Source organism: Pseudanabaena sp. PCC 6802 (genome assembly GCF_000332175.1).
Taxonomy (GTDB): Bacteria; Cyanobacteriota; Cyanobacteriia; order Pseudanabaenales; family Pseudanabaenaceae; genus PCC-6802.
On record NZ_KB235914.1, the window covers coordinates 566,409 to 581,151 of the forward strand.

The following is a 14,743-nucleotide window of genomic DNA, read 5'->3' on the forward strand; positions in this document are numbered from 1 at the left end:
CCTTTTCAGAAGTTGCCTCAACCACCCCAACCTGCCCAACCTGTAGAATTACCCTAAATGTATCTATAATTGGGTAAAATAGCATAGCTTGTAATTTGGCGCTTATTGGAGTTTTAAGATAAATGAGTTCTGAGGTTGAAATAATAAAGCCATCCGGCAGGTTAGATGTAACTAGTGCGGCTAAATTTCGGCACGAAGTTACCGAATTAGCCGCTACCAAGCCCAGATTTTTACTTGTAGATCTGGAAAATGTCAGCTTTATGGACAGTTCGGGTTTGGGAGCTTTGGTCTCAGCACTCAAAACCATACGCAGCGTCAACGGAGAGTTAGCTGTTTGCTCCCTTAGCGAACAGGTCAAAATGTTATTCGACCTGACCAGTATGAGCAAGATTTTTATTATTTATGCTAACCAGGGCGAGTTTTACTCTAAAGTTGGGCTATCGAGAAGTTAATTCGCCATAATTTGTCTCTGTAAAGTTCCATTGGCGTAGGGACAGGTTTCGTTCAAGTACTAGTAGTGACTGCAAAAAATTCTGGCTAAACTTGCCCTTAAATGCAGCCTATCGATCGAGAGCGCCAAATTAAGCAAAGCTAAGCTCCAACAGCGATAGGTCATCCTCAAGCTTATCGCCATGTTTTGCTGTCAGCGTAGCCTTGTGTAAGGCTATATCGAGACTATTTTCGCCCTGCCCCACAGGAGATATCAGGGCATCGATCAAACTGTCCAGCCCCCACAGTGAATCATCTGCTTGCGCGATCTCATAGGCACCATCGCTAAACAGGTAAAGCTTGCTACCAGGGGGAATATTGCAAATTTTGGTTTCAAATTCGACATCAGATATCATTCCAATTGGTAAGCCACTAGTTTTGAGCTTCACGATCTCTTTGCCATCAGGACTATCGTTCGAGTTATTTACTAATATGGCAGGTGGATGACCGCCACTGGAATAGGCTAATTGTTGATTAGATTTGTTATAGACCCCGTACCAGATTGTAAAGTACATATCTTGATGTCCCGACATCTGGAAATAGTCGTTTAGCGCGCTCAGTACTTCATGGGGTTGGCTCAGATCTGTCGATCCCAGTATCTGGGCGCTCCCCTTTTGGCCGCTCGTGCGTAGAAGGTTTAACACGGACACCGATAATAGCGCTGCCCCTACGCCATGCCCGGCAACATCGAGCAGGTAGAATACTAAGCGATCTCGATCCAGCCAGTAATAGTCAAAACAGTCTCCTCCTAATTGTGCTGATGGCAAAAAACAGGAACGGGTAGCGATCTGACCTTCAAGAGGATGTGGCAGTAGCGATCGCACGTAGGCTGCCGCTTGCGCTAATTCCGCTTCTAAATATTGTTTCTGCACCTGTAGAGCATGATTGGCTTGGTATAACCGCAAACCAGCTCTAACCCTCGCTTTTAGTTCATTTAGATCGGGTGGCTTTGATAGAAAATCATCTGCCCCATTTTCTAAGCCCTGGACTATATCGACCACCTGATCGCGGGCAGTAAGCAAGATAAAATAGGTATTGGCTAAGGTATCTTCGGTTTTGACATGGCGGCATACTTCCAGCCCATCCATCATCGGCATCATCCAATCACAAACGATCAGAGCCGGACGCAACCTTAGTGCTTCTTTCAGACCTTCTTCTCCGTTGGTAGCAACAAAGACCTCATAGCCCTGCTTCTTGAGGGACCTCGATAAGGTCAATCTCATGGTTGGATCGTCGTCAACGATCAGAATTTGGCACATTTACGGCAAAAGATACGATACAAAGTCATCTGCAACTGAATCCTAACAATCAAAGTTTATCTTGTCTTTGCCGTTGAAATTTTTCCCTTAGCATTAACCATACATAGTTTTATTACCGAATCTACTGCTGAACTGAGAAGGATGTCGCAACTTTGTAAAACATGTCCTTGACTTTAGGCCAACGGTTTTCCGAGGTCGATACGCTTAAAGTATACAGGTTACCACGATTTGTAGTGACATTAACCAGATCGTGACGTAGCTCTCCCGTAGCACGCCTGACTGCGTACTCTAGCAGGTAGTAATCTTTGCCATTGACATCGCGTAGTTCTGCGTTAATTAATTCCGCCTCGCGCCCAGAACCAGAAGCAGCAATTACCTTTTGTTTTACCTTTAGACCGACATCGCTAGCAGAGCCGATTTCGCCTAGATCCTTTACGCTACTTAGTTTGCTAATAACTACAGACACATTTTCGGCCTGCTCGATAATGTCATGAAAAATGACATCAGGGCCATTCTTCAGGCTAGTTTGCAACCATCCGTTGGGATAAAGAAAACTATAGCCATCTTTGCTGTCAACGAAAGGGACAAGCCCGTTTGTAGATGAGACACAGCCACTTAGACCTATTGTCAACATCATGAGAATAATGCAAACAGCACGTTTGAACATATGCTTATACCAACCTCGATGAACTATACAGATAGTAATATAATTTAATTAAGTAATGCAGCGAAAGATTACGCTTTGTTTCGGAATCCTGAAGTATGTAACCGTAGCATGATAGTTTTTAATGAGGATTTTGAGGAAAGCCCCCTCAAACAAATATTATCCTTCAATCGGTCTTGTAACTAACACATTCCATTTACAGAAGAAGTTGTATACAAAAGTTGCAATGAAAGAGAACACTATAAACTACTCAAATTTCAAATCCGAACCTTCCCCATCCGAAGCTTTAAGTGATTACGTCGCCCATCTACAACTGCACATGACCTTGCAAGCTCGTAATCTAGTTCCCCATCTCGGCAGCGATCGCTACTCTGGCGATAGCCGCAGCCAGTTACTACAACAGACACAGGTTGCATTTGAAAAGCTGGCATCGCGCCAGTAGTTTTGGGCGGATGCATTTTATTCCAGAATATTAACTAATTTGCGAGTAATTACTGCATATAAACCTGCTAAGGCTTAATAATTAAGCGCAGGTAGCATCAGTTTTACTCGCTTTTTGTTGCCTAAGCAAAAGGCCAATGATTATATATAGCTATAGCCAATAGGCTTAGGACGGCGTGCAGGGGTGGAACCCCTGCGTGGTGCGTGGGGACGCAGCCCCCACACCCCCTGTCCTAACCGATCTGTCTACGGCTATAATTAAAAAAAGCGATCGCTCTCACAGCTTTCCATAGGTAGGGCGATCGCTTTATTTGCAAGGTGATCCATTTGTCACTAGAAACTAGGACATGAGGAGCAAGAGTGTGATACCACGCTTGCTCCTTAAATGTCAAATCTTTTACTAGACCTTCTTCATCCAGCTAAACATAGCACGCAAGTCTTTACCAACGACTTCGATTGGGTGTTCGGCTTCGCGGCGGCGCATGGCAGTAAAGCCAGGTTTGCCTGCCTGGTTCTCCAGGACGAACTCGCGAGCAAATTGCCCGGACTGGATTTCAGAGAGAATTTTGCGCATCTCCGTGCGGGTTTCTTCCGTAATAATGCGATCTCCACGGGTATAGTCGCCATATTCAGCCGTATTCGAGATGCTGTGGCGCATGGTTGCCAGCCCGCCTTCTACGATCAAGTCTACGATTAGCTTGACCTCATGCAAGCATTCAAAATAAGCCAGTTCGGGTTGGTAGCCAGCATTGACCAGCGTTTCAAACCCCGATTTAATCAACGCACTTAAACCACCGCACAGAACCACCTGTTCGCCAAATAGATCCGTTTCAGTTTCCTCGCGGAATGTGGTTTCCAGGATGCCAGCGCGGGTGCCGCCAATACCGCGAGCATATGCCATAGCGCGATCGCGAGCCTGTCCAGAAGCATCCTGGTAAACGGCAAACAACGAAGGCACGCCCTGCCCCTGTTGAAACACGCGGCGCACCAGATGTCCTGGCCCTTTGGGTGCAATCATCACCACGTCAACATGGGGAGGAGGCACAACTTGAGCAAAGTGAATATTAAAGCCGTGAGCAAAAGCCAGCACGTCACCTTCTTTGAGGTTAGGCGCAATATCATTGTTAAACACAGCTTTCTGCACTTCGTCGGGTAGCAGAATCATTAAGAAATCGGCAGCGGCGGCAGCATCAGATGTACTTTTGACAGTTAAGCCTTCGGCTTCTGCCTTTTGCCAGGATGGACTACCAGGATACAGCCCCACCATGACATCCAGGCCGCTATCTTTGAGATTAAGGGCGTGGGCGTGTCCTTGAGAACCATAGCCAATGATAGCAATTTTCTTCCCTGCCAGGAAGTCAAGATTTGCGTCGGTATCGTAGTACATCTTAGCCATAGCTCAGGTATCTCCAGGACATTCAATAATAGTGAATAGCAGTTAACTTACAATTTACGGCGTGCAATTTTATTGCAGTTTTCTAGTTTACCTAAAAACTGGTGGCAAATTTAAATCTAGTTGGAAAACTGGAAAACCATCGCAGCAGCTTGCGCTACAAATGGCTCTACTGTAGCTTATTAAAATTGGTGTTTTCAAAACCTTAGGGAAAGCGACAATTTCATCAGATTTAGTACGAAACTCGCGGAATAAGCGCTCCAGATGATTAGTTATCCGAACCTGGCTGCTGGGAGAGCCAATTTCGCTCGCCGAACTCAAGCCTTCCGAGCTATCTTTGGAGCCAATTCGTGCCGATGCCCTGATTTTGCTACAGTCCGAACGGTTAGTTTTGCATAGTGACATCCTCCCCGCCGCAAGCGGACGGGGCATCCTAACCTCACGATTAGACATTAATCTGCCCAACGCCACTGATCTAGAGCCGCCTCATGACGTACTCCCCGACAGACCGACTTGACAGACTGTTTCCCTTCCCCAGAGTCCCTGGGTACAATACAATTCCCGAACTTTGGAGGTCCCGGCAATGCCTGACTTTCACTCTCAATCGGTGGGCTGCGAACCACAACAATTTTATCACGCCCCAAGGGGCGGGGAATTCGACCCTTAGCGATTAAATTCCAGGTCGAGCCGGATAAAACTATGCCATTTATAGCCGTAGACAGATCTATTAGGACAGGGGGTGTGGGGGCTACGCCTCCACGCAGGGGTTCCACCCCTGCACCCGTCCTAAGCCTATTGGCTATAGCTATAGAATGGCAGATTATCGGCTGCGGATATATCGCCGCTTCCCTGAGAAGGAAGTGCGGCAGGTAGTAATTTATCTAGTACCTTCTAGCTCGGAGTTGGTATTCCAAACCAGCTTTGTCATTCCGGAGATGCCCCATGAATTTGAGGTAATACGATTGTGGGAGCGATCGCCTGCCGAATTTCAGCGACTACCTGGACTGTTACCCTTTGCAGTCGCTCGGCAAATCCCGACAACTTCACGCGCGATCTCTGGTTGACTGAGAACAAAATGCGCGTTCTCTTGACTTGTATTTATTTCTGTGCGATTAATTTTCTTCTCCTGGCGATCGTTCTGCTGTGATTATTTCGTGGGAATTGCCCACCCTACTAGCTCTTTCCAAACACGCGATCGCCGGAAATCCCAAACGCAATGATGTAAAGAGATCGCTCAACAAGAACGTTTGATTTCACAATAGGAAAGACTTGCCAAACAAGAGTTGGAGGCGATCGCTGTCACCACTGGTTGCTACTAAAATACAAAAACTATGGCAGAATAAAGATAACCTGACGTGCTCAAAGCTATGGTTAATCTATCTTCTGAATACCGCCGCCGCTTACCAACGGCTCAGGAATTACCTTGTTCCGACGAAACTCCTGTGGATAACGAACTGCAAAACGACATCCCAAATATTTTGCTGCACCTGTTGATCGATATTTGGGGCGATCGCTCGGACTGGTTCTTTGGAGTCGATATGGCGGTTTACTACGACCCTGACCTGGAAAATCCGAAAAAGTCTAAATCTGTTGTTCCGGATGGTTTTTTGGCTTTAGGTGTCAAGAAGAGAACGGATGAAGGTGGGCGCTTGAGCTATGCGATTTGGCAAGAGGGAGCGATACCGATTTTCTTCTTAGAAGTAGTTTCTAAGAAATACAACAATGAATACGAGACTAAGTTGACACAATATGCAGAGATAGGCGTTCTCTATTATGTTGTTTACAATCCGTTAAGTGGCAAAGGAATTCATAAAAATCGTCAATCTTTAGAAGTATACAAATTAATCGAAGGGAAGTACGAACTTCAGTCATCCGTAGCGCGGCTACCTGAAGGGGTCGAAATGGTGTGGATGCCAGAGATCGATCTGGGTATTGGTTGCGAACGAGCAGATCGCGGTGATTGGCAGAGGGAATGGGTCTATTGGTACGATCGCCATGGCAAGAGATATCCTACTGCTCGCGAACGGGCTTTACAAGAGCAACAAGCTCGAATCAAGGCTGAAATGCTCGCAGATAGATCTATACTTGCTAAACAAGAAGCGGAGGCGATCGCTGAGCAAGAACGCCAAAAGAATGAAAAGCTAGAGGCGTACCTCAGATCGCTTGGCATTAACCCCAATGAGGTTTAACCATGATCGCCTGAGCAACACCTGATTAACCGATCGCTGGTTGAATGAGCGCTAGGAGCGCGATCGCTTCCTCTGAAACTTGAGAAACAAGGAGAGCGCTTGAATTGTATTTATCTCTGTGCGATTAATCTTCTTCTCTTCGCGATCGTTCTGCTGCGATTATTCCGTGGGCATTGCCCACCCTACTAGCTTTGATAACAAAGGTAGGCGAAATTAAGCGTAAATTCGTCACTAGAAAATACTTAGGGGAGATCGCTTCCCAGATAAGCGATTAAATTATGTACGTTAGTTTGGTAATCGTCTATATCGTCATCCCAGCCAGCCATCGATTTCATGGATGAACTGACTGGATTGTAATTTCGATAACATTCTTCAAAAATCTTATCATCTTTATAAAAGTCTCCTCTATCCGTCCATTCAAAAGCATTCATCTCATAGCAATCTGCAAAGGTTTGCATCATTGCTGTAAGATTGTCATATTTTTGTTGAAATGGACAATAGCCCCATTCTTTATGGTCAAATGTATACACCGGAGAAGAGAGAAATCGATCTACACCGCAAACTATAAAGTAAGTTATGGGATCTCTGTCAAATATTGCCAACCATTTATCTCCCCATAATCCCTCTCTCTTTAATCTCATAAATAAGCCATTATATTCTTGAATAGCTTCTTCTAAAGAGAAGAAATCTAAACCGCCAAACCCATCAAATTGAAATAATGAGCCTTGATCGAATCCATTATGCCACTGATACAAACAATAAACCTCTTCTGGCAAGTAGAAGGGAATAGCAGAAGCCATTTGATCGATTTGTATACGTGTAATGCCAGGATTAAAAATTTTGGCTCGCTCAGGTTCGTTAATTGTCATCCAACTAATTATTCTGTCCAAACTGTTGATTAGTTCATCCATCACTTCAGATCTCCCTATCAATTACCAAAATCAATAATATAAGGGACGAATCTATTTTCGGAATCAATCCACCCAGAGATAAACCACTTCCTGAGAGCAAGAACCCCAAAAGCCTCCCCTTGCATCATCCTTCCTCTTTTATCTGCTTTGTTATAGAAATTTCCCATGAATGCCGTTTGTCTTGCTGATTCATCCGGATCGACTAGTCGTAGTGAGACTAAGCCAGATAGATATTTATCCTCTCCTCCTTGAGCAGTTGTGGCAAAAGGATACTCGTCACATGCAGGTTTCTTTCCATTAGTATCTAGATATGTCTTTCGAGCAGCTTTACTACAAGTTATATACTTATCCTCATCATACCAATTGCCACCTTCGCGACCAGGCTGATAATTGAGAACAGAGGGCTTCCCTTCCGCAATGGCATCGGCAATATGCATTGTATGATCGTGGAAGTAAGCGATACCATAAACAATAACTGGGAAGCCAACTCTACATGCAAGATCTTGATCTAAATTGCATCTATTAACTTCCCTTTCGCTAAACTTATCTTGAATCCAGTCATATATGGACAAGCCAGTATTGACAGTATCAATTATTCTTGGCGCATTATTTCTAATTACTGAGCCAACTCTAGTTAGGAAGACAAATACTCGAGTTGTTTCCAGTTGTCTATAAAGCTTTTGCCCCTCTGCTTGCAGGACTAAAGTTTCATTGACGAGAAATCTACCATCAGGATCTATGGCATTGACGGGATTCCCATGCACGTAAGGATACTTCGCCATCGAGAGAGGCTGCATTATATCGCCTTCAAACGGGTCTCTCGTGGTAAATCTGCCCACAGATGGCTTGTAATACCTCGCTCTCAGGTAGTAATCGCCTAGATTCTGATCGAACTGCTCCCCTGCGTAGAGATAGTTATTAGCCGTGGTGCCTGTAGAACTGGTCAAGTTCCCATAGGCATCATAAGTATATTTATCCGTTACTGTACCCGCACTGTTAGTCAGAGCGCGAGTGCTATTGAGCGCGTCCGAGATAAAGAAAGAAGATTCACTATTTCTTGCTTGGGTTCTGGTTTGAACAATCAAATTATTGCTATAAACATACCTGGCTGAACTACCAGCCCGTGTCTCTTCCAATACCTGAGCGTAATCGCGATTGTCATCGATCAGATAATTCGTCGTGCTGCCATTGGTAGCGCTGCTGATTCTGATGCCATGGGCATCGTAGCCATAACGCACCATGCCTGTAGGTAACTGCGCCGATATCAGTCGATTCTGGTCGTCGTAGGTGTAGGCAATGGTTGCCGTACCAGTGGCCGTGCCCGTGGTATTGCCGTTGTTGTCATAGGAATAGGTATTCGCCCCATCGCTCAACAGCCTGTCATTGGCATCGTAAGTAGAGGTTGTGGTGCCAGCGCTGCTGGTTTTGGTCAACCTGTTGCCCACTGCGTCATAGGTGTAAGCGATATCACCCTCTGGAGCAGACTCCCGAACTAAACGATAGAGTTTATCGTAAGTGTAGTTCACCGTCCTGCCACCCAATTCGGCGATCGCAGTGCGATTTCCACTTGCATCCAGCGTATAACTGAATCTGGTCAAGACATTATTGCCTTTCTTACTCTCCATATCAGTCAGGCGATCGCGCTCATCGTAGGAATGAGTTTCGATGACTCCGTTGGATAGGTTAGTCTGCGTGAGATTCCCCACCTTGTCATAGGAGTAAGTAGTCACACCCGCAGCAGGATCGCTCACCGTTTTCAGTTGATGATACTTATCAAAAGTATACGCCGTCGTACCCGCAGCCGTAGTCACCGCCGTGCGCTGATTTGCCGCATCGTATTCATAACGCACAAACTGCTCATCAGGATCGCTGCGCTGCTTCAACCTTTGTCTGGCATCATACTCATACACTGTAAACCCTCTACTGTCTTTGACAGACTTCACTTCGCCCGTTGGTGTATAGGTATACTCCACATCAAAACTGTTGTCAGCAAAACGTTTTGCCGCCATCCGATTCATGGCATCGTACTCGTAGGATATGGTTTTACCATTGAAGTCCGTCATACTTGCCAGATTACCTACCGCATCATAGGTCATGGTAGCTCGCTGTCCCATCGGCAAAATCGTCGCAATCCGCTGATTGAGTTTATTGTACTCATGCTTGGTGATATGACTGTTAGCATCCTTAATTTCAGTCAGATTCCCTGTTAAATCGTAGCTGTATTCCGTTCTCTGATTGAGCGCATCGATAACCGCACTCAAACGTCCCTACACATCGTATTCGTAGCGAGTAGTATTGCCATTCTCGTCGGTTTTGGCAATCTCTCGACCCAGCGCATCATAAGTCGTAGTGGTAAAGGTAGCATCGGCAAAAATGGTCTTAATCGGGCGATTCAAATCATCATAAACATATTTGGTCGCTCTGCCCAACTGGTCGGTCTCAGCGGTAAGGTTGCCTGCCCCGGGTTGGGTCGAGGAGGAATATGACTTCCTGCCCCTCCCAATTAGATCGCAGCGTGCGACTTTCACCGCACTGCGCTCCCGATATTCTCTAGCTTGCGCTTTTGCCCATGTGGAAATAGGTATGGCAACTCTCATGAATCGCTAACAGGTTTTCTTTCTTCCAGTTGTTGTGGTTGCCATCGGCATGGTGGAGATGAACTCTTTCGTCCGATAATAATTTGTGACCGCAGGAAGCACATGAATGGTTTTGCCTTTTTAGGGCTTTAGAGGTTTGACCGTCATAGAGCTTGCTGTTTCGCTCACTCCAGTAGACCAAATCGCCATCAAAGGGAGATTTATTTCCTCTGACATTTACGTGTTTGTTTTCAGAGTAAGGAACAGATGGGAATGCTTTCTCAATCAACTGCTTGGTTGAGTATCGATCCTGCTTCTTCTCCTGATTGAATACCTTCCATGCCCTGTGACTGATGTGCCATAGGCTATGCTTAGCCCCATCCATCTTGCAGTACCTGTGGTATCTCCTCCATCCTCTCACGAGCGGCGCTAGCTTTTGAGCTTTCACCTCTGCACCATAGTTTGAGTTGTTGACTATGGCTTTGACTTTCTTGCGGAAAGCTTTGTAGTTGTCCACTGAAGGGAAACTTCTAAACTTGCCGTTGTTTTGGACTTTAAAGTGCCAACCGAGAAAATCAAATCCATCTGTCGTTGCGGTTAGCTGCGTTTTGTTTTGGCTAATGTTCATGCCTCGTTTGGCAAGGAACTGGCTGATTTTGACCAGTATCAAGTCTGCGTTGTCTTCTGGCTTGAGCATAAACACCATATCATCAGCATAGCGGATGGATGGATGCATATCTTCTATGCCATTTAGGGCAATGTTCGCTAATAGAGGACTGACCACTCCGCCTTGAGGCGTTCCTTGTTCAGGAAATTCAACACTGGTTCCTGCTTTTAGGCATCGGAATATGCCGAGCTTTAGCCCTGATGGGGCAATTAGGTTGTCCATTATTGCTTTGTGGTTGATGCGGTCGAAGCATGTTTCGATATCAAGCTCAATCACTCTTTTACCTATGCCATTGCTTCTGGAGCTTAAATTGTTGAACAAAAGTCTCTGGGCATCATGTGCCGAGCGTCCTGGTCTAAATCCATAGCTCCTAGCATGGAAGGTTGCTTCGTGTGCTGGTTCTAAGGCGAACTTAGCCAGACATTGCCATGCTCTGTCTGCGATTGTAGGCACCTTGAGCATTCGAGTTGTGCCGTCCTTTTTTGGGATGGCGATTTCTCGTAAACTTTGGTGCTGCCAAGTGGTAAAGTTAGCCCTAAGTTTATCACTTAGGTTTAAGCGTTCTTCACTTGTGAGGGACGCTTTGCCGTCAATTCCCGCAGTCTTTTTCCCAGCGTTTAGCTGGGTTACTTGCCGTATTGCCAATAGGATTGCCGCTTGCGATTTTACGATTAGCTTTTGCAGTGAACGGGCTTTCCGCTTGTCTCCAACTGTAACGGCTTTGTAAACTCTTCTTTGTAGCCGGAATAGGTCTTTGCGGAATTTCTTCCAGTTTAACTTCTTCCAAGATTCACTCGCATTGCTGCTGTGTCTAATCATGGTCTGCTCCAATTTGTTTATTCTGAATACCTCGGGGCAATTACGCCCCGTCCTACCCGTTTCTGAGGGCTTACTCCTCTCGTCCGGTCTACCGTGAATTCGACTTTTCACAGACCTCAGATCCGTTTTTATTCGTTCCGCCCCTATGATGGTTTTGTTCCTTTAGGTGTAGCCATTTTGACCGCCAGAACCCCTTACTCTTGCTGCTACTATACGAATGGTGCAGCGGGATACTAATCTCTGACAGGGTCAGACTTTCGGGCGTTGCGTCTGCCTCTACGTAGGTCACTTTTTTAGGCTCTGTTTCACCTTGGCAACTCCCCTTTAGCGCCAGTGTCATCTGCAACTGATGTCTGATTGCGCCCTGCTCCCAGCTTTGACCTCCCGAATTCCGAGTCGGGTCATCATGGGCAGATAGGGATTCACATCTGAGTTTGATGGGAAGGGCTTTCACCTTCATCATTGGGGCAGTTCAGCTCTTTGGGTGCTTCATGTCTTGCAGCCAAGCTGGTAAGGTTATTTACGGACTGGCTACCGTGATTCCCTTACAACGAATCGCACTCGTAAGCATAGTTCATACCATGGCAATCGCAATCATTGCGTAGCTCGATCCTTCTACCCGCAAGATCGTATTTATATTCCTGACGATTCCCCAACTCATCAATCTGAGCCGTTACCTGCCCCAGTTCATTATATTCCGTCCGGCGACGCGGGTTATCACTCAAACTATCAGGCGTATCGTCAGGATAGATGACCTCAATCGGTCGATTCAGCCCATCGTAGACATAGCGCGTCACGTTGCCCGCCTGGTCGGTGGAGCTACTACGCCTGCCCACATTGTCATAGGTTTCGCTGGTACTGGTACCGTCAGTATAGATTGTCTTGACTGGTCTGCCCACAGCATCGTAGATGTAGGTAGTCGCCCTACCCAAAGCATCTTTCTCGCTGATGCGATAGTTGCCATTGTTGTAGGTGTAGGTGCTGACGTTACCGATCGCATCCTTAACACTGGTGCGCCGACCCGCCAAATCGTAGCTGAATTCGCTACGATCGCCACGTTCATCAATTTGTGCCTTTACCTGTCCTGCCGCATCATATTCCACCTTTGTGCGCGGATTATCCGTGAGGTCGTCCGGTGTAGCATCGGGCAGGATCGTTTCCAAGGTTCTACCGAGGGCATCGTAAACCGTGCGCGTAGTTTCGCCCAATTGATTAGACCTCTTGCAAATTAGCCAACTGAGGAGCCTTGAGAGCGTTCAAAATTGTAGAGACCAGCAATTAGATTGCAACGCAAACCAAAGCGGTGACGACGATTGCGATAGCGTCCAGATAAGATGCGGAAGATCTTCAAGCGGCGATTAACATGCTCAATGCCAACCCGTTGGCGCGCAAGTTGGCGGTTGAACGCTTTCTGCTCGGGCGTAAGCTGACCACCTTTCGGTTTCTTGTGGGGTAAGCGGCAGTAGAGATGCAGTTTGGGAGCATCTCAACTTTGCACTGAGTAATAATGCTTAATATAGATGGGTAGCCAAAAGGGGGAAGAAATCAGAAGATAGGAATACGAGAAACCAACCCCAAGGAGAGCAACCATGACTCCAGAGCAGGAAAAAGAAATGCAAGCGCACGTTCAAGCTATTGCCGCCATCCTTTATCAGAATACACCATCGGAACAACTAACCAGCTTGGAAGGGATCGAAATCGCTGTGCGGCAGCAAATCCTCGAACATGTCAGCCCAGAAATAGGGAGTTTTTTATCCGCACAGTTACGGGCACAGAAGCAGGACGCCGCAGGCGAGTGCAAAGCAGCATCGGACAGCTCCACCTCACGCAAAAGCAAGCGCAGAAGCTCAAAGTAGCCCCCTATAGCCAGGTGAGCCCGTATGTGGAAAGATGTAGCCTGATCTTGAGTGCGAATGTATCCTACGAACAAGCCGCCAAAGACTTAGCCATGTTGATGGGAGTGCAAATATCGCGCAGTACACAACAGCGCCTGGTGCATCGCCATGAATTTAGCCCCCTAGAGGTAGAAGAGTCGGTCGAGGAATTAAGTGTCGATGGAGGCAGAATCAGACTGCGCACGCCACTTGGACAGCCAAGTGAGTGGAAGGACTATAAAGCTGTGAACTTGCATGGACAAGCCATATTTGCCACATTTCAAGATAACATTGCCTTAACAGACTGGGTAAATCGACAGCCTTTAGCAGATATGGTTACCTGTATTGGGGATGGACATGATGGGATTTGGAATATTATTGCCCAGATCTCTATACCTGATAGTCGCTATGAAATCTTGGACTGGTTCCATTTGGTGGAAAACCTGCATAAAATTGAGGCTACAGCTCAACTTTTGACTGGGGTCGAAGCTTTTTTGTGGCGGGGTAATGTAACTGCAGCTATTGCTGAGCTCAATCACTTAGCTAGTCCTCAGAGCATCAATTTTATTGCTTATCTGCACAAGCATCGCCATCGTATTCCTGATTATTGGTATTTCCAAACCGAGCAGATTTGCTCTATTGGTTCTGGCGCAGTGGAATCTGCTGTTAAGCAAATCGCTAGACGCATCAAAATCTCTGGCGCTCAATGGAACCGTGATAATGTGCCACAAGTCCTCAAACACCGTTCTGCTTACCTTAATGGCTCTCTTAACCTTGCCTTGCAAAACTGAGATGCTCCCTGCAGTTTCTGGATGCCTTGATAACCCTTGTCCTGCAAACTCTCGGTTTGAGGATGGAAATGGATGCCAGAAGCTTTGAACAGCTTGAAATCATGCCGTCGCCCCTTGCCGAAAAACGTACAGATAATCTGCCCAGTAAGAGCGTCAATTATGAGTTGACATTTGAGCGTGTGCCCTTTCTGTTTGCCGCTATAAAAGGCACGTTGGTGCCGCTTAGGACGCTCAATGCGAGTTTCAGTCACATCAACGTCGCGACTGTAGGTATCCCAAAGCCCCGCACCAACTGGCGCTTCCCAGGTAGTCGAAAGCGACGTGAGCGGATTAAAGTCTCCTCTACCCAATGCACTATTCGACAAACTGTAGACTCGCTGATGCCCCAACTAGTGGCGATGTGAAAGTAGGTGCGATATTCCCGCCAATACTCGAAGGCAACCAATATGCGGTCTTCTAGTCCGAGTTTAGGCTTGGCTCCAGGTGTTGGCGTTGCTCGCCACTCTGGTTTAAGCACTTTCACAATTGCTTTGAACGTATTAGTCTCGATACCAAATCGACGCTTAAAGTGTGCAGCAGGTAGGGTTTGCGCTATTATATAGTTCATCATCAGGACGCTTTTTCGTTATTGCTATGTCCTGATATTTTCCTATCTTGGGGTTCTTTGGCA

The 14,743-nt window shown here is 46.4% G+C and carries 14 protein-coding genes and 2 pseudogenes; 6 read left to right on the forward strand and 10 right to left on the reverse strand.

Features of this window, described 5'->3' with window-relative positions:
• The first annotated feature begins 122 nt into the window (after nt 1-122).
• The gene (locus PSE6802_RS0107930; protein WP_019499524.1) at nt 123-452 is read left to right on the forward strand and encodes an STAS domain-containing protein; all 330 of its coding nucleotides are present in this window, start codon (nt 123-125) and stop codon (nt 450-452) included.
• Between the two features lie 129 nt (nt 453-581).
• On the opposite strand, the gene PSE6802_RS0107935 is transcribed toward PSE6802_RS0107930, so the two are convergent.
• Entirely contained in the window at nt 582-1,748 is a 1,167-nt protein-coding gene (locus PSE6802_RS0107935; RefSeq protein WP_019499525.1) for a PP2C family protein-serine/threonine phosphatase, read from the reverse strand.
• A gap of 121 nt (nt 1,749-1,869) precedes the next feature.
• Entirely contained in the window at nt 1,870-2,415 is a 546-nt protein-coding gene (gene psbP / locus PSE6802_RS0107940) for a photosystem II reaction center PsbP (RefSeq protein ID WP_019499526.1), read from the reverse strand.
• A 223-nt stretch (nt 2,416-2,638) separates the two neighbouring features.
• Between psbP and PSE6802_RS0107945 the strand changes: the two genes are divergently transcribed.
• Nucleotides 2,639-2,854 carry a hypothetical protein gene (locus PSE6802_RS0107945; RefSeq protein WP_071592274.1) on the forward strand — a complete coding sequence of 72 codons (216 nt, stop codon included), beginning with the start codon at nt 2,639-2,641 and terminating at the stop codon, nt 2,852-2,854.
• A gap of 399 nt (nt 2,855-3,253) precedes the next feature.
• On the opposite strand, the gene ilvC is transcribed toward PSE6802_RS0107945, so the two are convergent.
• On the reverse strand, nt 3,254-4,249 hold the full coding sequence (ilvC, locus tag PSE6802_RS0107950; RefSeq protein ID WP_026103151.1) for a ketol-acid reductoisomerase: 996 nt from the start codon (nt 4,247-4,249) through the stop codon (nt 3,254-3,256).
• Between the two features lie 334 nt (nt 4,250-4,583).
• On the opposite strand from ilvC, the gene PSE6802_RS31800 reads away from it, so the two are divergent.
• From PSE6802_RS31800 to PSE6802_RS0107965, 3 genes are all read left to right on the forward strand, one after another.
• The gene (locus PSE6802_RS31800; RefSeq protein WP_071592275.1) at nt 4,584-4,763 is read left to right on the forward strand and encodes a hypothetical protein; all 180 of its coding nucleotides are present in this window, start codon (nt 4,584-4,586) and stop codon (nt 4,761-4,763) included.
• Nucleotides 4,764-5,058: 295 nt separating this feature from the next.
• Complete coding sequence (locus PSE6802_RS0107960; protein ID WP_019499530.1) at nt 5,059-5,310, forward strand: RpnC/YadD family protein; 252 nt, start codon at nt 5,059-5,061, stop codon at nt 5,308-5,310.
• Nucleotides 5,311-5,613: 303 nt separating this feature from the next.
• The gene (locus tag PSE6802_RS0107965; protein WP_019499531.1) at nt 5,614-6,435 is read left to right on the forward strand and encodes a Uma2 family endonuclease; all 822 of its coding nucleotides are present in this window, start codon (nt 5,614-5,616) and stop codon (nt 6,433-6,435) included.
• 242 nt (nt 6,436-6,677) lie between these two features.
• Here PSE6802_RS0107965 and PSE6802_RS0107970 read toward each other — a convergent pair whose 3' ends face one another.
• From PSE6802_RS0107970 to PSE6802_RS31805, 6 genes and pseudogenes are all read right to left on the reverse strand, one after another.
• On the reverse strand, nt 6,678-7,346 hold the full coding sequence (locus tag PSE6802_RS0107970) for an SMI1/KNR4 family protein (protein ID WP_019499532.1): 669 nt from the start codon (nt 7,344-7,346) through the stop codon (nt 6,678-6,680).
• A 17-nt stretch (nt 7,347-7,363) separates the two neighbouring features.
• The gene (locus tag PSE6802_RS0107975) at nt 7,364-9,607 is read right to left on the reverse strand and encodes an RHS repeat-associated core domain-containing protein (RefSeq protein WP_026103152.1); all 2,244 of its coding nucleotides are present in this window, start codon (nt 9,605-9,607) and stop codon (nt 7,364-7,366) included.
• A gap of 6 nt (nt 9,608-9,613) precedes the next feature.
• Nucleotides 9,614-9,943 (reverse strand): RHS repeat domain-containing protein, encoded by a 330-nt coding sequence (locus PSE6802_RS35270; protein ID WP_083901672.1) that lies wholly within the window; start codon nt 9,941-9,943, stop codon nt 9,614-9,616.
• On the reverse strand, nt 9,897-11,408 hold the full coding sequence (locus tag PSE6802_RS0107985) for a group II intron reverse transcriptase/maturase (protein ID WP_019499533.1): 1,512 nt from the start codon (nt 11,406-11,408) through the stop codon (nt 9,897-9,899). The genes PSE6802_RS35270 and PSE6802_RS0107985 overlap by 47 nt, the downstream gene beginning before the upstream one ends.
• A gap of 545 nt (nt 11,409-11,953) precedes the next feature.
• The gene (locus PSE6802_RS0107995; protein WP_026103154.1) at nt 11,954-12,616 is read right to left on the reverse strand and encodes an RHS repeat protein; all 663 of its coding nucleotides are present in this window, start codon (nt 12,614-12,616) and stop codon (nt 11,954-11,956) included.
• A gap of 20 nt (nt 12,617-12,636) precedes the next feature.
• Nucleotides 12,637-12,861, reverse strand: a pseudogene (locus PSE6802_RS31805) (transposase family protein); the annotation flags it as partial.
• Nucleotides 12,862-12,997: 136 nt separating this feature from the next.
• Between PSE6802_RS31805 and PSE6802_RS0108005 the strand changes: the two are divergent.
• Nucleotides 12,998-14,073, forward strand: a protein-coding gene (locus tag PSE6802_RS0108005; protein WP_156815358.1) for an ISKra4 family transposase whose coding sequence is annotated in 2 segments (ribosomal slippage) — nt 12,998-13,153 and nt 13,156-14,073 — 1,074 coding nt in all. Because the reading frame shifts where the segments join, the coding sequence is not laid out codon by codon here.
• Here PSE6802_RS0108005 and PSE6802_RS28185 read toward each other — a convergent pair.
• A pseudogene (locus PSE6802_RS28185) lies at nt 14,073-14,680 on the reverse strand (transposase family protein); the annotation flags it as partial. The gene PSE6802_RS0108005 and the pseudogene PSE6802_RS28185 overlap by 1 nt on opposite strands.
• Nucleotides 14,681-14,743: the final 63 nt, after the last annotated feature.